The 20,540-nt window shown below is 71.4% G+C and carries 13 protein-coding genes; 9 read left to right on the plus strand and 4 right to left on the minus strand.

The window, feature by feature from the left end; genetic code table 11:
- The first annotated feature begins 2 nt into the window (after positions 1–2).
- The 4 genes from JYK18_RS03395 (at position 3) to JYK18_RS03410 (ending at position 6,289) form a co-directional block, all read left to right on the plus strand.
- The gene (locus JYK18_RS03395) at positions 3–1,151 is read left to right on the plus strand and encodes an LLM class flavin-dependent oxidoreductase (RefSeq protein WP_206800664.1); all 1,149 of its coding nucleotides are present in this window, start codon (positions 3–5) and stop codon (positions 1,149–1,151) included.
- 74 nt (positions 1,152–1,225) lie between these two features.
- On the plus strand, positions 1,226–3,052 hold the full coding sequence (locus JYK18_RS03400) for an AMP-binding protein (protein WP_206800666.1): 1,827 nt from the start codon (positions 1,226–1,228) through the stop codon (positions 3,050–3,052).
- Between the two features lie 31 nt (positions 3,053–3,083).
- Positions 3,084–4,265, plus strand: coding sequence for a TetR/AcrR family transcriptional regulator (locus JYK18_RS03405; RefSeq protein WP_206800667.1), 1,182 nt, complete (start codon positions 3,084–3,086; stop codon positions 4,263–4,265).
- A gap of 164 nt (positions 4,266–4,429) precedes the next feature.
- The gene (locus JYK18_RS03410) at positions 4,430–6,289 is read left to right on the plus strand and encodes a long-chain fatty acid--CoA ligase (protein WP_206800668.1); all 1,860 of its coding nucleotides are present in this window, start codon (positions 4,430–4,432) and stop codon (positions 6,287–6,289) included.
- Positions 6,290–6,363: 74 nt separating this feature from the next.
- Here the strand turns inward: JYK18_RS03410 and JYK18_RS03415 are convergent, their stop codons facing one another.
- A complete protein-coding gene (locus JYK18_RS03415) occupies positions 6,364–7,260 on the minus strand; it encodes an SDR family NAD(P)-dependent oxidoreductase (protein ID WP_206800669.1) in 897 nt (298 codons plus the stop codon).
- Between the two features lie 422 nt (positions 7,261–7,682).
- Here JYK18_RS03415 and JYK18_RS03420 point away from each other — a divergent pair, with 422 nt between their 5' ends.
- Positions 7,683–8,891: an MFS transporter gene (locus tag JYK18_RS03420; protein WP_206800670.1), complete on the plus strand. Its 1,209-nt coding sequence runs from the start codon at positions 7,683–7,685 to the stop codon at positions 8,889–8,891.
- A gap of 741 nt (positions 8,892–9,632) precedes the next feature.
- Positions 9,633–10,841: a GGDEF domain-containing protein gene (locus JYK18_RS03425; RefSeq protein ID WP_242578929.1), complete on the plus strand. Its 1,209-nt coding sequence runs from the start codon at positions 9,633–9,635 to the stop codon at positions 10,839–10,841.
- A 162-nt stretch (positions 10,842–11,003) separates the two neighbouring features.
- Here the strand turns inward: JYK18_RS03425 and JYK18_RS46405 are convergent, their stop codons facing one another.
- The gene (locus JYK18_RS46405) at positions 11,004–12,992 is read right to left on the minus strand and encodes a BTAD domain-containing putative transcriptional regulator (RefSeq protein WP_307795767.1); all 1,989 of its coding nucleotides are present in this window, start codon (positions 12,990–12,992) and stop codon (positions 11,004–11,006) included.
- Between the two features lie 110 nt (positions 12,993–13,102).
- Positions 13,103–13,771, minus strand: coding sequence for a response regulator transcription factor (locus tag JYK18_RS03450; protein WP_206800673.1), 669 nt, complete (start codon positions 13,769–13,771; stop codon positions 13,103–13,105).
- Between the two features lie 317 nt (positions 13,772–14,088).
- Here JYK18_RS03450 and JYK18_RS03455 point away from each other — a divergent pair, with 317 nt between their 5' ends.
- From JYK18_RS03455 to JYK18_RS03465, 3 genes are all read left to right on the plus strand, one after another.
- Entirely contained in the window at positions 14,089–16,272 is a 2,184-nt protein-coding gene (locus JYK18_RS03455) for a phospholipase (RefSeq protein WP_206800674.1), read from the plus strand.
- A gap of 372 nt (positions 16,273–16,644) precedes the next feature.
- Positions 16,645–18,069 (plus strand): LCP family protein, encoded by a 1,425-nt coding sequence (locus JYK18_RS03460; RefSeq protein ID WP_206804003.1) that lies wholly within the window; start codon positions 16,645–16,647, stop codon positions 18,067–18,069.
- A 190-nt stretch (positions 18,070–18,259) separates the two neighbouring features.
- Entirely contained in the window at positions 18,260–18,733 is a 474-nt protein-coding gene (locus JYK18_RS03465) for a helix-turn-helix domain-containing protein (protein ID WP_206800676.1), read from the plus strand.
- 238 nt (positions 18,734–18,971) lie between these two features.
- On the opposite strand, the gene JYK18_RS03470 is transcribed toward JYK18_RS03465, so the two are convergent.
- Positions 18,972–20,453 carry an NAD(P)/FAD-dependent oxidoreductase gene (locus JYK18_RS03470; RefSeq protein ID WP_206800678.1) on the minus strand — a complete coding sequence of 494 codons (1,482 nt, stop codon included), beginning with the start codon at positions 20,451–20,453 and terminating at the stop codon, positions 18,972–18,974.
- Positions 20,454–20,540 lie beyond the last annotated feature (87 nt).

Consider the following 20,540-nt stretch of genomic DNA (forward strand, 5'->3'; position numbering starts at 1 on the left):
AGATGAGCGTGCGCCTGCACTGGTTCCTGCCCACCACCGGTGACGGCCGGACCATCGTGGAACGCTTCCACGCCAACCGATCCCTCGGCCCGAGCGCGCAGCGACAGCCGAGCATCGACTACCTCGCGCAGGTCGCGCGGGCCGCCGAGCACCTCGGCTTCGAAGGGGTGCTGACGCCGACCGGCACCTGGTGCGAGGACGCGTGGCTGAGCACGGCGGCGTTGATCCGGGAGACCCAGCGCCTGAAGTTCCTGGTCGCCTTCCGGCCCGGCGTCATCTCCCCCACGCTCGCCGCGCAGATGGCCTCGACCTACCAACGGCTCTCCGACGGGCGTCTGCTGCTCAACGTGGTCACCGGCGGCGACGCGATCGAACAGCGCCGGTTCGGCGACTGGCACGACCACGACGCCCGGTACGCCAGGACCGACGAGTTCCTGTCCATCGTGCGCGGGGTGTGGAGCGGGAAGCCGTTCGACTTCGACGGCGAGCACCTGAAGGTGGAGGGCGCGACCCTGCTCGCCCCACCGGATCCGGTGCCGTCGGTGTACTTCGGCGGTTCCTCGCCTGCCGCGCTGCCCGTCGCCGCCAAGCACGCCGACGTCTACCTCACCTGGGGCGAACCACCGGACCAGGTCGCCGAGAAGATCGGCAAGGTGCGTGAACTCGCCGCGCGCCTCGGCCGGACCCCGCGCTTCGGCATCCGGCTGCACACGATTTCCCGCGACACCTCGGCCGAAGCCTGGGGTGAGGCGCGGAAGCTGCTCGACGCGCTCGACCCGCAGCAGGTGGCCAAGGCGCAGGAACAGCTCGCCGCCAGCGAATCGGTCGGGCAGCGGCGGATGGTGGCGCTGCACGGCGGAAAGCTCGACGCGGGCGTGCGCGGGTTGGAAATTCACCCCAACCTGTGGGCCGGGGTCGGCCTGGTCCGCGGTGGCGCGGGCACCGCTTTGGTGGGCAGCCACAGCGAAGTCGCCGACCTGATCGAGGAGTACCACGCGCTCGGCGTGGACGAGTTCGTGCTCTCCGGTTACCCGCACCTGGAGGAGGCGTACTGGTTCGGCGAGGGCGTGCGCCCCGAACTCCGGCGCCGCGGCCTGCTCGACGGGGAGCCCGAAACCGCCCTGCCCGACCGGTTCGTGGCCGCCTTGTGACCATCGGGGCGGTGTCCGTTTTCACGCTGCGCTATTAGCCTGCACCAATCGCAGGAGACGAGCGGAGGTCAGTGATGACGGACGGGGTCGAGTGCCCGCATCCGGCGGGCGGCACGGTGCGCACCCTCGGTGAGGCCTTCCAGCGGACGGCGCGCCTGCGCCCCGGTGCGGTGGCCCTCCGCGTACCCGGTGGGAAGCAGGACATCACCTGGCGCGAGTACGAGAAGCGCGTGCGCGCGCTGGCCGCCGGACTCGCCGCGCACGGTGTCACCCGCGGTGCCACGGTCGGCATGATGCTGAGCAACCGGCCGGAAGCGCACCTGGTCGACACCGCCGCCCTGCACCTCGGCGCGACGCCGTTCTCCATCTACAACACCAGTTCCCCCGAGCAGATCGCCTACCTGTTCGGCAACGCGGGCAACCGGGTGGTGATCACCGAACAGCAGTTCCTGGACCGGATCACCGCCGCCGGCGCGAAACTGGACCACCTGGTGGTGGTCGACGGGGAAGCCGAGGGCGCGATCACCCTGGCGCAGCTGGAATCCGCGGGCGCCGAGGACTTCGACCTCGAAGCCGCGTGGCAGGCCGTGGAGCCGGGTGACGTGGCCACGCTCATCTACACCTCGGGCACCACCGGGCCGCCGAAGGGCGTGAAGATCACGCACGCCAACGTGATGGCCGAGGCCCGCGCGCTGCTGCCGCACCTCGAACCCGGCCTGGACGACCGGATCACCTCGTACCTGCCCAGCGCGCACGTGGCCGACCGGATGTCCGCGCACTACCTCAACCTGGTGCGCGGGGTGCAGATCACCTGCGTCGACGACCCGAGGGCGATCGCCGCCGCGCTGCCGGACGCGCTGCCGACCATCTGGGTCGCGGTCCCGCGCGTGTGGCAGAAGATCCGCGGTGGCATCGAGACCAAGCTCGCCGCGGAACCCAAGGCGGTCAAGCGGAACCTGGCGAACTGGGCGATCGGCGTCGGCCGCCGGGTCGCGGTCGCCAAGGCCTCGGGCCGCGAGCCCTCCCCCGCCGACAAGATCCAGCACGCGATCGCCGACAAGATCGTGCTCAGCAAGCTGCGGCACGCGCTCGGCCTGAACGAACTGCGGTGGGCGGTCTCCGGCGCGGCCGCGATCCCGGCGGAGACGCTGGAGTACTTCCTCGGCCTCGGCCTGCCGGTGTACGAGGTGTGGGGCATGTCCGAGACCACCGCCGCGGCCACCACGAACGCCCCGGACGCGTTCAAGATCGGCTCGGTCGGCAAGGCGATGGAGGGCGTGGAGCTGAAGCTCGCCGAGGACGGCGAACTGCTCTGCCGCGGCGCGCTGATCACCCCCGGGTACCACGGGCAGCCGGACAAGACCGCCGAGGCGATCGACGCCGACGGCTGGCTGCACACCGGCGACATCGCCACCATCGACGCGGACGGCTTCGTCACCATCGTCGACCGCAAGAAGGAACTGATCATCAACGAGGCGGGCAAGAACATGTCGCCGACCAACATCGAGAACGCGCTCAAGGCGGCCTCGCCGCTGGTCGCGCAGGCGGTGGCGATCGGGGACGCGAAGGCCTACGTGACCGCGCTCGTGGTGCTCGACCCGGAGATGGTGGCGGCCCGCGCGAGCGAGTTCGGGCTGTCCGACCCGTCGCTCGGGGTGGCCGCGCAGAACGAGGGCGTGCGCGCGGCGGTCGCCGAGGCGGTCCGCGCGGGCAACGAGAAGCTGAACCGGGCCGAGCAGGTCAAGCGGTTCCGGATCGTGCCGTCGGCCTGGGACCCGGGCGGCGACGAGCTGACCCCGAAGATGTCCTTGCGCCGCAAGCCGATCGCGGACAAGTACCGGACCGAGATCGACGGGCTGTACGAGGCCTCGCCCGGACCGCAGGTGGTCGATCTGGGGTGACTCGGGCGGCCGGGCGCGTAGGCTGCCCCCGATGGCAGCTCCGACCTCCTCCCCGGCCGAACGCGCCCGGCGGCCGAAGAACCGGAAGGCGCAGATCGCGCTGGCCGCCGCCGAACTGTTCTGCCGTCGCGGGTACCACAGCGTCGGGGTGGACGAGATCGCCGACGCGGTCGGCATCACCGGTCCCGCGATCTACCGGCACTTCCGCACCAAGCAGGCGATACTGGCGCACGCGGTGGCCGAGCTGTCCGACGGGCTGGCCACCGCGGCGGCCCCGGCCGAGGACGCGGGCACGCCGGCCGACCGGCTCGACTCCGCGCTGCGGAACCTGGCCGCGTTCGCGGTCGAACGCCGCTCGGTCACCAGGCTGTACCAGTGGGAGGACCGGCACCTCCCCGACGACGAGCGGCGGGCGGCGAACGCGCGCACCCGGGTGGCCGTGCGCTCGATCCGCGCGCTGCTGCTCGACGTGCGCCCGGAACTGGACCGGGATTCGGCGACGCTGCTGACCCTGGCCACCTTCAGCGTGCTCGGCAGCCTGAGCACGCATCGCCTCAGCCTGCCGAAGGGACGGACGGAGGCGCTCGTCCGCGAGCTGGCCGCGACCGTGCTGGCGCTGCCCGAACCACCCGCCCCGCAGCCACCGGCCGACCGCCCGCGCGAGGAGATGCTGCGACTGGTCTCGCGGCGCGAGCGGCTGCTGGCCGAGGCCGTGCACCTGTTCCACCTGCGGGGGTTCCAGGCGGTCAGCATGGAGGAGATCGGCACCAGGGCCGGGATCAACGCCTCCAGCCTGTACCGCCACTTCGACGGCAAGGGCGACCTGCTCGCGGCGATCTACCACCGCGCCACCGAACGGCTCTCCGACGCGGCCACCACCGCGCTGACCGGCGCGCGCGACCCCGGTGAGGCGCTGGAACGGCTGATCCCGACCTACGTGCGCATCGCCTTCGACCAGGCCGGGCTGGTCTCCGTCTACCTCTCCGAGAACGACAACCTCCCACCCGGCGACCGGGAAACGCTGCGGGCGGCGCAGCGGCGGCACGTCGACGAGTGGGTGCGGCTGGTCGGCTCGTCCCGTGGCGACGAACCGGCCCCGGAGACCCGGCTGCGGGTCTACGCGGCGCTCAACGTGGTCACCGACCTCGCCCGCGCCCGGCTGACCAGTCCCGCCTTCGGTGAGGAACTGGTCGCCGCACTGCTGACAAGTTAACCGTCATTCGCCGCGTGACCGGCGTCCCAGCCAGCGGACCGACCAAACGGTATGTCTGGCCGGTTGGTGGAATCCTGACCAGCTACAACGTCTGGCGCAGCCGGTCTTCCACATTTGTTAACAAGCATTTACAGTGGCCCGAAACCCGACCAGGGAGGCCAACGTTGACCACGTCCTCGTCCGTTGTGCACGAAGCCGAAGGCCAGACCATTCCGAAGCTGCTCGCCCGCAACGCCACCGAGCACGGCGACCGCCCGGCGCTGACTTCGCTCGACGACGCGGACCTGCCGACCCTCACCTGGGCCGCGCTGCGCGACGAGATCGCCGCGGTGGCCCGCGGCCTCGGTGAGCTCGGGCTCGGCACCGGCGACCGGATGCTGATCATGGCGGCGAACCGGCCGGAGCACCTGGTCGCCGACCTCGCCGCCACGCACCTGGCCGCGATCCCCTGCACCGCCTACTCGACGCTGAGCCCGGAGCAGATCGAGTTCGTCGCCACGCACAGCGCGGCCGGCGTGGTGGTGCTCGGCGGCGCGACCGAGATCGAGCGCTGGAGCACGGTTTTCGACGACCTGCCCGCGCTGCGGCACGTGGTGGTGATGGACGCCGACGCGGTGCCCTCGGACGACAAGCGGTTCGTCAGCCTCGCCGAGGTGCGCACGCGGGGTGCAGAGCTGCACGCCGCCGACCCGTCCGTGTTCGAGCAGACGTGGCAGCGGATCTCGCCGGACGACCCGCTCTCGATGATCTACACCTCGGGCACCACCGGTGAGCCGAAGGGCGTGGTGCTGTCGCACCGCAACGCCATCCACGAGGCCTACGCCGTGCACCACCTGCACGACACCCCGATGCACGTGGACACGGTCGGCTACCTGCCGCTGGCGCACATCGCCGAGCGCGAGCTGTCCCTCTACATGCCGATCACCTACGCCGGGCACGTGCACACGCTGGCCGATCCGAGCGGCATCGTGGCCGCGCTCGGGCGGGTCCGCCCGCAAGGCTTCTTCGGCGTGCCGCGGGTGTGGGAGAAGATGGTCGCCGGGCTGCGGAACATGCTCGCCGCCGCGCCAGAGGAGAACCGCAAGGCGCTCACCGCGGCCAACGAACTCCTGCAGGAGGGCTACAAGCTCCGCAGCGCGGGCAAGGAGGTCCCGGCCGAACTCGCCGAGCGGATCGCGCAGACCGACGAGGCGGTGCTCGCCCCGGTGCGCAAGATGCTCGGCCTGGACCGGCTCCTGCTCGCCTCCAGCGGCGCCGCCGCGCTGCCGGTGGAGGTCCTCTACTTCATCGCCGGGCTCGGGGTGGAGATCGAGGAGGTGTGGGGCCTGTCGGAGACCACCGGCGCGGCCACCTCGAACACCGCGAGCGGGTTCCGGGCGGGCAGCGTCGGCCGTCCGGTCGCCGACGTGGAGGTCAAGGTCGGTGAGGACGGCGAACTGCTGGTCCGCGGGCCGATCGTGTTCCTCGGGTACCTGCAGCCGGACGGTTCGATCAAGTCCGCCGTGGACGAGGAGGGCTGGCTGGCCACCGGGGACATCGGCACCGTCGACGAGGACGGCTACGTGTTCATCACCGACCGCAAGAAGGAACTGATCATCACCTCCGGCGGCAAGAACATCGCGCCGACCCGGATCGAGGGGCTGCTCAAGGAGCACCCGCTGATCGGGCAGGCGGCGGCCATCGGCGACTCGAAGCCGTTCATCTCCGCGCTGATCGTGCTCGACGACGAGATCGCGCCCGGCTGGGCCGCGGCGAACGGCATCGAGCTGAAGGACGCCGCCGATCCCGCCGAACTGGCCGCTCATCCCGGCATCCGCGCCGAGATCGACCGGGCGGTCGAGTCGGCGAACAACCGCCTGGCGCGCGTCGAGCAGATCAAGAAGTACCACCTGCTGCCGAAGGCGTGGACCCCGGAAACCGGCGAGCTGACCCCGACGCTCAAGCTCAAGCGCCGGGTGATCAACGAGCGCTACGGCCCGGCCATCGCCGACCTGTACGCCGGTGCGCCCGCCCCGACGGCCTGACCCGAGTGCGGTGAATGTGGCTTTCACGGCGATTTCGGCCGTGAAAGCCACATTCACGGCATGGGGGCGCTTCCTCAGGCCGTGCGCGCCGGGCTCTCGGTCCACTTCCGCAGCTTCGGCGGGACGCGCTTCTCCAGGCCGTAGGGCTCCAGGTGCGCGCTGAACACCTCGTCGAAGGCGCGTTCCACGCTCTCGGTGTCCCACACCGGGCGCTCCAGGATGGGCGCCTTCAGGTGCGGCTGGCCGACGATGTGCAGCTGCGGGCCGTTGCAGCGGATCATCTGGCCGGTGATTCCCGCCGAGTTCTCCCCGAGCAGGAACAGCACCAGCGGCGCGATGCGCGAGGGCGTGCGGTCCGGCGGGCAGTTGCGCAGGGAGCGCTCCGACTTCCAGACCATCCGCGTGTGCGCGAGCGGGCAGACCGCGTTCACCCGGATGCCGACCTCCTCCAGGTCCAGCGCCCAGGAGTAGGTCAGCGAGGCGACCGCGCCCTTGCTCGCCGCGTACACGCCGAGCTTCCGCTGGCCGAGCGAGGCGCCGGAGGAGATGTTCACGATGGAGCCGCCGCCGCCCTGGGCGACCATGGCCTCGGTCGCGGCCATGCCGGTGTACATCACGCCGAGCACGTTGACCTCGACCAGCTCGCGCACCTGCGCCGGGTCCTCCTCCCACGGCAGCGCCTCGTAGTTGAGCCCGGCGTTGCTGACCAGGCCGTCGATCCGGCCGAACTCGGTCACGCACCGGTCGATGATGGCTCTGGCCTGCGCCGGGTCGGCCACGCTGTGCCCGCTGGCCACCGCCCGGCCGCCGTGCGCGCGGATGCCCGCCGCGGTCCGCTCCGCGAGGTCGGCGTCCACGTCGTTGACCACCACCGCGGCCCCGGCCTGCGCGGCGTGCACGGCGAAGGCCTCGCCCAGCCCCCGGCCGCCCCCGGTGATCACGACCGCCTTGTTCTCGAGCAACCCGTTCATCGCCCTGGACCTCCTGTGCGTCCCCTGGCCGGGCGCGCGCGGATATGGTCACCCGCTGCGACCGGCCCTCACGTCCAGTGTTGGCCACGAAGGGTCATCAGCGCGCGGCTTCGGAGACGAACGGCTGCCTGCCTGCGCCGAACGAGTGAGCCTGATCGGCGCAACGATGTCGCCGCACGGGTCACTCGGTCACTCCGAACGGCGCCACCCTCGGTAACGGGCCGAACACGTTCGCAGGCTTACTACTGAGGTGGGGTTCTCGCTACGCAGTGGTGAACGTCATACTGAACGTTGCCGGACGTGTCGTCCGGGTGAAGGCACTGTCAGAGCCTTCGGACCCGCAGGACACAATGCACTGCCTGAGCAAGTTCACCCGATCGGGGGGAAGAAGACTGACGGTGAAGACGAACGCTCCTCCTCGGATGCGGGCGGTACTCCGGAACGGCGAGTTCCGCACGCTCTGGCTGGCCGAGGCCCAGTCCGTGGCGGGCGATCAGCTGACCACCGTCGCCTTGGCGATCACCGTCTACGCACGCACCGGCTCACCGCTGTGGGCGGCGCTCGCCTACGCGATGACCTACCTGCCCGCACTGGCCGGCGGGCTGGGCCTGGCTCAGCTGGCCGACCGCTACCCGCGCCGCACCGTGCTGTGGAGCTGCGCCGCCGCCCAGGCGGTGGTGGTCGGGGTGATGGCGATCCCGGGCACCCCGCTGATCGCGCTGGTCGCGCTGGTCGTGGTCGCGCGCCTGTTCGGCGCGCCGGCCAACGCCGCGCAGAACGCGCTGACCAGGGAGGTGTTCACCTCCGACGAGCTGTACCTGCGCAGCCAGGACATCCGCGGCATCACCACGAACCTGGCCATGTTGCTGGGGCTGATCGGGGCCGGGGCGCTGGTCACCACGATCGGGGTGAGCTGGACGCTGGCCATCGACGCGGCCACCTTCGCGATCAGCGCGGTGGCGATCCGGCTGCGGGTGATCCGCCGGGACGCCGCGGGCAACGGCGACGACCCGTGGTTCGGCGCCATCCGCTGGGTCTCCGGGCAGCGGCGGCTGCGGGTGCTGCTGGGCCTGTCCTGGCTGGTCGGCTTCGCGATGATCCCGGAGGGGCTCGCGGCACCGCTGGCCGAGGAGATCGGGGCACCGCCGGAGGCGGTGGGCTGGCTGCTCGCCGCGGACCCGCTCGGCTTCATCCTCGGGGTCTTCCTGCTGTCCAACTACGTGCGGGCGGAGGTCCGCCGCCGGATCATCGGCGTGCTGGCCATCGTGCCGAACGCCATCCTGCTGGTCTTCGCCGTCGATCCGACCCTGGTGCTGGCGCTCACCGCGCTCGCGCTGGCCGGGGTCGCCGGGGCCTACATAGTCACCGTCGGGGCCACCTTCATCACCTGGGTGCCCAACGAGCTCAGGGGCGGCGCCGGTGGGCTCTACCGCACCGGTCTGCGGGTGACCCAGGGCATCGGTGCCGCGCTCGGCGGCGCGCTCGCGCAGCTGGCCGGTTCGGCCACCGCGGCGATCGCGATCGGCGGCGCGCTGGGGGTGGTGCTGGGGATACCGCTGGCCGTGTCATGGGCTCGCGCCCGGCGTGGTGGCGACACGGCCGACCCGTCCGACCCGGACGTCCCGGGCTGACATGAACTGCGGTAACGACGACGCCGGTGGCGCCGACAAGATAAGCACCAGGCCGTCCAGTGACTCCACTGGCGGCGAGGCAACGCTCGGGAACTCAGTAGTCACGTCCAGCCACCTGAAACACCTCCTCCGCGCAAACAACCACGGCGAATCGACAACGGAATCCACGTCAGTAGTCACGACCGGTCACGTCGAACACCTCCCAGCACATGCGCCAGCGCAAAACCATTACATTCAGAGATCAGTAGTCACGACCCGCCACTGGGAACACCTCCTCGCGGAACAAAACCACACACACCCGCATCGTTCCATTGTCGGTCAAGAAGACGCTGGCAGCATCTTCGCTCATGCACGCCCCGTTGCGACAGTCACAACACCTGGGCTCGCATCCCGACCTGCCGTGCGCTTCCGGTGCCGTGAGATGGTACCGGTCGTGAAGGTCGATCCGGTGCCCACTCGCGTACCGGAAAGGTTACCCAGGTGCTCGGGCCCGGGTGGACGGGAGGTGCGCCGATGGCACTGAAGCCCGGGGACCACCCGCCGCCGGCGGCCGGTGAATCCGCTCCGGCGGCCGGGGCGGACAGCTCCCCGCCCACCGCGGAACCGGTCGGCGCGAGCCGTCCGGACACGCCCGAAACCGCAACCGGGAAGAATGCACCGAGTGCGAAAAGACACCCCTTCGACCCACGCGCATGGGGTATCTGGCAGCGCCCGAAAAGGGTAATCGCCTATCTCCTGACAATGGAGACGATCGCCGCGACCGGGCTGGTGTACGCATTTTCCGTCTCCGATTCACCGAACGGTCTCGACTGGATCAGGTTCGCCATTCTGGTGGCGGGTGCGACCATTCACATCCAATTGACCCAGCGGCAGGAAGAACGTCGCCGCAGTCGCACGAAAACGGTACTGATCGACCTCACCGCGGTGTGGATCTTTCCGGCCGTGCTGGTCATTCCGGTACCGCTGATCGTCGCATTGGTGGTGATTATCCGGGGGCAGCGCTGGTTCACCGCCCGCCGCCCGGCGCACAACTTCGTCTTCTCCACCATCTCGCACAGCCTGGCCGCGGCGATGGCCCACCTGGCCTTCGCCGACCTCGGCCCGCAGGACTGGACCTCGCTGACCATCGGCGGCTCGCTGCGGGAGTTCGCGCTGGTGGTGCTCACCGCGGCGATCTACGAGGCGATCCAGATCATCTACGTCGGCGGGGTGATCGCGGTCAGCTCCACCTCGCGGCCGAACGCCACCACGATCCTCGGCAGCAAGGCGGACAACCTGCTGGAGGCGGTGACCACCGGACTCGGCGCGATGACCGCGATCCTGCTGGTCACCATGCCGCCGACGGTGGCGATCATGGCGGTGGTCACCGTGGTCTTCAACCGCCTCGCCGAGCTGGACCAGCTCCAGGACGACGTGCGCACCGACCCGAAGACCGGCCTGCTGAACATGCGCGGCTGGTCGGAATCCGCCGAGCGCGCGCTGTCCAGGACCAGCCGCGCCGAGGACAGCCTCGCCCTGCTGATGATCGACCTGGACCACTTCAAGTGGATCAACGACACGTTCGGCCACCCGGCCGGGGACGACGTGCTCCGCGCGGTGGCCGAGGCACTCGACCAGGTGACGCGACCGTCCGATGTGGTCGGCCGGTTCGGCGGTGAGGAGTTCCTCGTGCTGCTGCCGGAAATCGACCACACCGCGGCGAAGCTGGCCGCCGAGCGGGTGCTGCACACGATCGCCGCGCTGAGCATCGACAGCACCGACAAGCGCGGCGACCCGACCACCATCTCCGGCCGCACCACCTCGATCGGGGTAGCCCTCTACCCCCGGCACGGGGACTCGCTGGAGTCGCTCCTGCAGGCCGCCGACTCGGCGGTCTACGACGCCAAGGAGGGCGGCCGGAACCAGGTCCGCTTCGCCGACGGGAGCACCTCGCGACCCCGGGAGAGCTAGGCGGGCCGCGGGCCGCGGCCCGGTGCGCCAGGTCATAGGTCCGAACCAATTACACTGTTACCGACAATCGTCGGCAGCGAATACGCGGTGGTCAGGGCATTCTCGCGGCGGCGGTTCCGCAGAGTGGTAAGAATCTCCTTTACCCGGGTTGATGCCAATGCACTATTGGGGCGTTCTCCGCAGCCGGGACAAAGCCGCCGCCAGCTCCCGCTCCCCTTCTTCGGCCATCGCGCGCTCGGTCGCGTACTCACGAAGGAGGTCGTGGAACTGGAACCGGCCCGGCACCGGTTCCGCGACCAAATTCGCGGTTACCAGCCGGACCAGCACCCGGCCCCCACCGGGGTCACCCAACAGGGTCTCGGCGACCTCCGCCGGGAAATCGGTTCCCGGCACCAGGCTCAACAGGCGAAACAAACGCCGGGCCCGCGGATCGAGCCGGGCGTAGCACAGTTCGAACGCCGCCCGCACCAGGTCCGCCGGGCCCGACCGCAGCCTGCCGTGGGCGTGGACGGCGGCGTTGTAGGCAGCCACCCCGGACCCGGGCGCGGCGCCGAGGTTCGCCGCGGCGAGGCGGAGGGCCAACGGCAGGCGACCACACAGCGTCACCAATTCGCCCACTGCCGCCGGTTCAGATGTCACCCGTTCGCCACCAAGAATTCCGGCCAGCAGGAGCCGCGCGTCGGCGTCGGCGAGCGGTTCGAGGGTGAACCGGCGGGCGCCGTCGAGCGCGACGAGCGGCTCGCGACTGGTGATCAGCGTCGGGCAGGCCGGGTTGCCGGGCAGCAGCGGGCGCACCTGGTCGGCGTCCGCCGCGTTGTCCAGCACCACGAGCACGGCACGGGTGGCCAGGCGGGCGCGGTACCGGCTCGCCGCCGCCTCGACGTCACCGGGCACACCGTCCGCCGGCACGCCGAGCGCGCGCAGGAACCGGGCGAGCACGTCCAGCGGCTGGACCCCGGGCCGGAGGTGCGCGTACAGCTGACCGTCGGGGAACCGGGCGCGGACCCGGTGGGCCCACCGCACGGCCAGCGCGGTCTTGCCGACGCCGGCGCGGCCGTCGACCACGGTGATCGGCGCGGGCTGGTCGAGCCGCGCCAGTTCGGCGGTCCGGCCGACGAACCCGGCCACGTCCGCGGGCAGCTGCGCGGGCACCGGCTCGCTCGTGCCGAGTTCGCCCCGCACCACCCGCAGGTGCGCGGCCCGCAACTCGGCACCGGGACCGACGCCGAGTTCGTCGGCCAGCCGCTGCCGGACCTCGGCGAACAACGCGAGCGCCACGGCCTGCTGCCCGGACGCGGCCAGCGCCAGCATCAACCGCGCGGAAAGCCCTTCGTGCCAGGGTTCCGCCTCCGCCAGCAACTGGAGGTGCTCGACCGCGTCGGCGGCCTCGCCCGCGGCGAGCGCGGTGTCGGCGTAGTCGAGCGCGGTCACCAGCCGCCGCCTCGCCACGGCCACCGCCAACGGGTGCGACCGCAGGTTCGCCGGCAGCCCGGCCAGCACCGGCCCCCGCCACTCCCGCAGGGCCTGCGCGAACAAATCCAGTGCGGGCAACGGTTCCGAGAACCGGATCGCCCGCGCCCGGCGGGCCAGCCCGTCGAACCGGTCCACGTCCAGATCCGCCACATCGAGCCGGTAACCGCCGTAACTGGAGTGCAGCGCCGGGGCGAACGGCCCGCCGCGCTCGGGTTCCAGCGCCTTCCGCAGGCCGGAAACGTAGGTGTGCACCAGGTTCAGGCAGCTGGCCGGCGGCCGGTCGCCCCAGAGCGCGTCGATGATCTCCGCCCGGTCGACCACCTCGCCCGCCCGCAGGGCCAGCAGGGCGAACAGGCAGCGCTGCTTGGCCGGGCCCAGGTCCAGCGAGGTGCCGTCCCTGGCCACGGTGAGCGGGCCGAGCAGTTGCACCGAGAGCTGGTCGGACGGCAGCCGGAACTCACCGCCCGCCCAGGCCGCGGCCACCGCGCCGGGCAGGTCCAGCGCGTCGGCCAGGCGGCGCAGCGAATCCCGGCGCGGCCGTTCGACGCGGTTCTGCTCGAGGTACCGGATCGCGCGCAGGCTGATCCCCGACCGCTCCGCCAGATCGCGCTGGGTCAGCCTCGCCCGGCTCCGGTGCGCGCGCAGGACCGCGCCGAACCCGCCCTCAACCCGCTCCACGGTGGCTCCCCCGCCCCGTTCGGTGACTCAGTGTTCGCGATTTTGGCCCAGCGGGCACCGCGCCCACCGGCCTCGCGGTCCAGACCACCCGAACGGACGCGCGGCTGTCCTTATCCTGCACGCTCCTGCAGTTTTGCCGTCGCCAAAGGGAAATCGGCCGCGGCACCGACCCGGGCGGCGGCCTGTGCCCTGGTCCGGCAGTCGAGCTTCCGCAGGATGCCGGAGACGTGGTACTTGACCGTGCGCAGGGTCAGCGCGGTCTCGCGGGCGATCTCCGCGTTCGACATGCCCTTCGCCAGGTACCGCACCACCTCCCGTTCGCGGCGGGTCAGGCGCGGGAACACCTCGGCGAGTTCCCGGCCGGGCGCGGTGAGCCGGTCGAGCACCCGGCGGGTCAACGGCGCGCCGAGGTAGGCGCCGGCCCCGGCCACCGCGCACACCGCGTCACCGATTTCGCTCGTCGGGCTGGACCGCGGCACCGCCCCGCGCGCTCCCGCGCGGATGGCGGCCACCACCACGTCGTCCTGCCCGTCCCCGGCGAGCAGCAGCGGGCGCGGGCGGTGGTCGGCGGCCGGATCGGTGAGCAGCCTGCTCACCTCGGCGACCTCCAGTTCGGCGATGGTGAGGTCGAGCACCACCACGTCGGCCCGCCAGCCGCGGGCGCGGTGGACCAGCTGGTGCACGTCGTCGGCGGGCGCGGCCAGCACCAGCCCGGGGCGGGCGGACAGCTCGACCACGATGTCGGCCCGCAGATCTCCGTCACGGACGCAGAGCAACACTCGCGAGACGGCGGGCGATGGCAGTTGAACAGGGCAATTCACGGATTTCCCCCTCGATTTCGGACGTCCGAGGCTAGTCGTGGCCGGGTCGAGTACGGCTGGAGCCGAAGTTCCGCCACTAACACTGTTCACAAGGCCCTGACCTGGCAAAACGGTCGCTCGAACGAGTGCAAAGGGGACAGTGGCTGCCCGAAGGGGCAACTAAGGGTTCCCTTCGAACCGCGGCGAGCCCGGCCGAACCGCCGGTAACCTGCACGGAAGACGTCCGGGGGTTATCCGGATGTGCCCGCCGAGACCGGACTGAGACCCTGGAGTCCATGACCGCAGCCGCCGACATCCGGCCGGACGCGCCTCGGCGCGTCCGGCTTTCTCTGTCGACCTCGGCCTGGCTCCTGCTCGTGACGCTGATCGTCGTCGGGTTCGGTTTTGTCGCCTCGAGGTCGGCCCCGGTGCCCGATCAGGGACCGCCCCAGGGTGGTGTCGCCGACGCGCAGCGCGCGGTGGAGGCGCTCGTCTCCCCCGGCGCGGAGCCCACCGCGCTCGCCCTGCTCCCGGCCGACCTGAACCAGGTGCTCGGGGTGACCGCCGCGGCCGAACCGGCCCGCGACGGCACGGTCCGCGCGGTCCACGTCGGCGGCGGCTGCTCGGCGCCGTGGGGTGAGGACAGCACCCGCTGGGACTTCGGCGTCGCCTGCATGTCCCACGACCTCGGTTACGACCTGCTGCGCTACGCCGAGAACCAGGGCCACCCGCTGGACCCGAAGTGGCGCGAGGCGCTCGACGCCCGGCTCTCCGCCGACATGCAGGCCACCTGCGACCTCAACCCGATGGACTCGGCGGGCACCTGCAAGGCGGTCGCCTCGCTGTACACCGCCGGCCTGGTGGTCAACTCATGGCACCAGCGCTGGGGACCGCCCACCGGCGAACCGATCGGGCCGATGCTCGCCGGGGTGGCGGTGATCGGCTGCCTGCTGGTGTTCCGGCTGCGCGGCTGGCTGCGGGCCCGGCGTGCGGTGCCGAAGGCCACCGGTGCCACCGCACTGCCCGCGGCCATCCCGCCGGTGTTGCCGTGCGGCCGGTGGATGGTGCTCGCGGTGGCCGCGATCGCCGGGCTGGTGCTCGGCGAGTCGGCGACCGCGCTGGGGCACTGGGCCGGGGTGCCGGACGGCTGGCTGTGGCCGCTGACCTGGCTGACCCAGCTGGCCCCGGTGTTCTTCTTCGCCGGCGGGCACGCCAACGCGGCGGGCTGGCGGGCCTGTGTGGACAACGGCGGCGGGTACCGCCAGTACCTCGCGCACCGGGCGAGCTGGCTGCTGCGCCCGGCGCTGATCTTCGTGCTGGTCGCGTTCGCCGTGCCGACCGCGCTGGAACTGCTGCACATCCCGGCGGGCACCACCGCGGTGGTCACCCGGATCGCCCTGCACCCGCTGTGGTTGCTCGGGTTCTACCTGCTCACCGTGGTGCTGACCCCGGCCATGTCGGCACTGCAGCGCCGCCTGCGCTCGGGCTGGCCGGTGGTGGTCGCGCTGGCCGCGGCGGTGGTCACCGCGGAGCTGATCGGCTCGCCGATCGCCCGCTACGCCGGCGGGTTCGCGCTGGCGCTGCTGGCCCAGCAGGTCGCCTTCGTGCACGCCGCGGGCGGGACGCCCAAGCGGCTGCCGCTGGTCGCCGGTGCGGCCGGTGGTCTCGGCGCGCTGGTGCTGACCACCACGACCGGCGGGGTGGCCCCGATGCTGCTCAACGTCTCGGCCGCACCGCCCGCGCTGGCCGCCCCGACGCTGCCGGTGCTCCTGCTCGGTGTCGCGCAGCTGTGCCTGCTCGGCCTGCTCGGCACGCCGCTGGCCCGGCTCGCCGCCCGGGAGGACGTGGCCAGGGCGGCCGCACAGGCGCTGCGGGCGCCGATGAGCCTCTACCTCGGTTTCCTCGCCACGATGTTGCTGCTGGTCACCGTGGTCTACCTGCCGGTGAACGTGATCGACGCGTGGGCCTGGCTGACGCACCCGCGCACGGTCGCCGCGCTCGGCCTGCTGGCCGGGCCCGCCGTACTGGTGTTCTGGTGGTTCGAGCGCCGGGCGCACAACCACTCGCCGCACCCGCCCGTGGCGCCGGTCGCCGACGGCGGGCTGGGCAGGCTGCTCGGCCGGTCCGCCGTGGTGCTCGGCCTCGGCTTCGCGGTGATGGGGTTGTTCGGCTTCGCGCTGACCCAGTTCGGCGGCCAGTTCGGGCTGGTACCCGACCCGATCCAGAACCTGGTCCACCTGTTGCTGGGCGTGTTCCTGCTGCACACGCAGCGCATCGGCACCAGCGACGCGCCGGCCACCTGGGTGCTCACCGCGCTCGCCTGCGTGCCGCCGCTGCTGTCCGCGACCGCCGGGCCGGTGATCGACCGGCTGGGGGTCGCCCTGCACGGGGTGGTCGCCGTACTCGCCGTGATCGCCGTCATCGGCACGCTCCTGACCAGGCTGTTCGCCCCGCCGGAGGTGGCAAGAGCCACGTCCTGAGGGAGCTGTGGCGCGCTTTCCGAACCGGTGTGCCAGGCTGAGATCTCCTGCGCACAACCGTGCGCGGGTTCCGTACGTCCTACTGAGTAAGGCAAGCGAACCGAGGAGCTGTCCGAGTTGGACCACCCGCCACGAGATGACCGAGGGGCGCGTCGCCCCGCCCGGCCATGGCAGGACGAGTCCCCGGCCCGCCCCAGACCCGCTTCCACCCCGCCGCGCAACCGCGACCTCCCGCCCCGGCGCCCGCCGGCCGGCGGGTCGCGCCCGCCGGTGCGCCGCCCGGAGGCCCGTCGCCCGGTTCCCCCGCCACCGCCGCCGAAGCGGTCCCGGCGCGGGGTGAAGATCGCGCTGGCCCTGGTCTCGCTGCTGGTGATGAGCCTGACCGGGTACGCCTGGGCCGCGATGCAGGGCCTGGTCAACGGCCTGACCACGACCGACGTGATCGCCGCCGACGCGGGCGGCGACAAGCCGGCCGACGGTGCGCGCGACATCCTGCTGGTCGGCATGGACAGCCGGACCGACGCCCAGGGCAACCCGCTGCCGAAGGAGGTACTGGCGCAGCTGCGTGCCGGGGCCGCCGACGGCGAGCTGAACACCGACACGCTGATCTTCGTGCACATCCCGAACGACGGCAGCAAGGCGGTGGCCATCTCGCTGCCCCGCGACTCCTACGTGGACATCCCCGGCGGCTACGGCAAGCACAAGATCAACTCGGCCTACGCCCGCGCCAAGACCGACTCCCGCCGCAAGCTGGAGGGCGAGGGCGTCACCGATCCGCAGCAGCTCGAACTCCGCAGCAACCAGGAGGGCGCGAAGACCCTGGTCGCCACGGTGGAGAAGCTGACCGGGTCGAAGATCGACAACTACGCCTCGATCAACCTGCTCGGCTTCCACGACGTGACCACCGCCATCGGCGGCGTCGACGTCTGCCTGAACGACGCGGTCAAGGACGAGTTCTCCGGCGCGAACTTCCAGAAGGGCCCGCAGTCGGTCTCCGGCGCGGACGCGCTGGCCTTCGTCCGCCAGCGGCACGGCCTGCCGCGCGGCGACCTCGACCGGGTGGTCCGCCAGCAGGTGTTCATGGCCGGGCTGGCCCGCAAGGTGCTCTCCGCGGGCACGCTGGCCGACCCGGTGAAGCTGAACGACCTGGCCGGCGCGCTGCAGAAGTCGGTGGTGCTGAACCAGGGCTGGGACATCGTCGGCTTCGCCCAGCAGATGCGCGGGCTGACCGGCGGGCAGCTGGAGTTCCGCACCATCCCGGTGGTCAACATGGACTACACGACGCCGAACGACGGTTCGGCCATCCAGGTCGACCCCGCCGAGGTGAAGAAGTTCGTGCAGGGCCTGGCCGGTCCGCCCGCGCCCGCGGCGCCGGGGCCGAACGCGGACAACGCGAAGACCACGGTCGACGTGCGCAACGCCTCCGGGGTGACCGGGCTGGCGGCCAAGGTGTCCGAGGCGCTCACCGGCAAGGGCTTCACCGCGGGCGAGACCTCGAACTCCTCCTCGCGCAAGACCAGCGTGGTCCGCTACGGCGCCGGTGGCCAGGCCGCCGGGCAGGCGGTGGCCGACGCGCTGGGCGGGCAGCTCAGCGCCGAGGAGGACCCGACGGTGACGGCCGGTCACGTGACGGTGTTCATCGGGAGCGACTACTCGGGTGCCGGGACGACCTCCCAGGCCGCGGGCTCGACCCCGGCCCGGGGGTTCACCGCTCCGCAACCGCAGCAACCGCCTGCGCAACCGGACGGTTCCGCAGAGCAGCCGATCACCGCCGATGGCGTCACTTGCGTGAACTGACGCTAGTCCATTCGGAGTAGTGCCCTCCGCCGTTCAGGCGGACCAACGTATCGGGTCGAAAACACCCACCCGAAATCACGTAAGAGATGGCTTCCTGCCGACTTACATAACCGTGAACACAGCTCGCATTCCAACGGGGGCGTCGGCGCCGGAGTGCGGACAGACGCGCGGTCGAGGCAGGGGACGCGGAGTGAGGATCGACGGAGACATCTATCAGCGAGTCCTCGGGGAGGAGCTTCGCAAGCTCCGTCGACGGCGTGGCTGGACGCGCAAGGAGCTGAACCAGCACCTGCAGAGCGACATCTCGCTGCAGACGCTGGCCACCTACGAACTCGGCACCCGGCAGTGCTCGGTGGTCCGGCTGGTCGAGCTCTGCCTGGCGATGGACGAACTACCGCAGGACCTGCTCGCGCGCGTGCACCGCCGGGTGTTCACCGACGAGCCCGGGCGGGTGCGGCTGGACCTGCGCCAGGTGGTCGCCGACTCGCAGCCGGAACTGCTGCCGCTGCGCCGGTGGGCCGAAGGCAGGCTGAACCACGGGAACTCGGCCCGGGAGATCCAGCTCGACGAGGCGGCGATCAAGCAACTGGCCGCCCTGTGCGGCCTGGGTCCGGCCGACCTGGTGGGCCGCCTGCGCACCCTGTCCGCCCCGCCCACCAGCTGACCTGCCCCTGGTGTCACGAATGTGGCTTTCGTGGCGCAGAACGTCTCGAAAGCCACATTCGTGACACTCGCGCGAGCCGCGCGTCCCCTGATCGTGCGCACCTCCGGCACCGCCCCCGTCGGAGGCAGCGCGCCGAGCGTCCCGGGCCGTCCTCCCTCGGCCCGGGGCGCCACCCCGGCCCGTGCTGTGAATGTGGCTTTCACTGCGGATTCCGCAGTGAAAGCCACATTCACAGCGCCTACCCCCGCGACCGGCCGACCAGTTGGAAGTCCGCCGGGTCCACCCGCCGCGTCCGCAGCCAGTAGCGCCAGGTGAACCCCGGCCAGATGGTCCGGTTCACCCCCTGCGCGTCCAGGTACCAGCTCTGGCACCCGCCCTGCGTCCAGATCCCGCGCTCCAGCTGCCCCTGGATCTCGGTGTTGAACCGCTCCTGCACCACCTGCCGCGGCTCGATCGCGCCCGAGCGCGTCCGTTCGACCAGCCGGATCGCGTCGCTGATGTACTCCGTCTGCGACTCGATCATGAACACCACCGAGTTGTGCCCCAGCCCGGTGTTCGGCCCGAGCAGGAAGAACAGGTTCGGGTACCCGGCCACGGTGATCCCGAGGTGCGTCCGCATGCCCTCGGCGGCCCACTCCTTGTTCAGCGCCCGGCCGCCGACCCCGGTGATCTCCAGGTCGTCGAAGGCGTCGGTGACGTGGAACCCGGTGCCGTAGATGATCGCGTCGACCTCGCGCTCGACCCCGGCCCCGTCCACCACGCTGTGCGCCCTGACCTCGGCGATGCCGTCGGTGACCACCTCGACGTCGTCGCGGGCGAGCGCCGGGTAGTAGTCGTTGGAGATGAGCACGCGCTTGCAGCCGAGCGTGTAGTCCGGGGTGACCTTCCGCCGCAGTTCCGGGTCCTTGATCACCTTGTTGATCTGCGCCTTCGCCAGCCGCTGCGCGAGCTTCATCAGCCACGGGCGGCCGTTGAACCCGACCGCGCGCACCTCGAGCATCCAGTAGAGCAGGTTCCGGTAGAGCCGCTGCGCGCCGGGAACCCGCGCGAACAGCCGCTTCGACCAGTCCGGCATCTCGTGGTCCGGCTTGGGCATGATCCACGGCGGCGTGCGCTGGAACAGGTGGACCGCCTCGGTCTCCTCGGCGATCTTCGGCACGAACTGCACCGCGCTGGCCCCGGTGCCGACCACCGCCACCCGCTTGCCGCGCAGGTCGTAGTCGTGGTCCCAGGTCGCCGAGTGGAAGGCGCGGCCCTCGAACTTCTCGATGCCGGGCAGTTCCGGGATCTGCGGGAGGTGCAGCGCGCCGACGCCGGCCACCAGGAACCGCGCGACGAACTCGTCACCGGCCTTCGTGGTGACGTGCCAGCGCTGCTCGTCCTCGTCCCAGCGCGCGCCGGTCATCTCCTGGCCGAAGCGGACGTAGGAGTAGAGGTCGTACTTGCGGGCGAACCCGCGCAGGTAGTCCCAGATCTCCGGCTGCGGCGAGAAGGCCCGCGACCACGACGGGTTCTGCTCGAACGAGAACGAGTACATGTGCGACTGGATGTCGCAGGCGCAGCCCGGGTAGGTGTTGTCGCGCCAGGTGCCGCCGACCTCGTCCGCCTTCTCCAGGATCACGAAGTCGGTGCGGCCCTGCTTGCGGAGCTTCGCGGCCATCCCGAGGCCCGAGAAGCCGGTCCCGATGATCAGCACACCGGTTTCGTCGCGCTGGTTCATGCCCTGTCCTCCACGCCGTTTTACTGTTACCCGGAGTCCATCTTACTTGGAGTAGGTTACCGGCGGTAGATGGTCGGTAGAGTGGGC

Source organism: Amycolatopsis sp. 195334CR, assembly GCF_017309385.1.
GTDB lineage: Bacteria > Actinomycetota > Actinomycetes > Mycobacteriales > Pseudonocardiaceae > Amycolatopsis.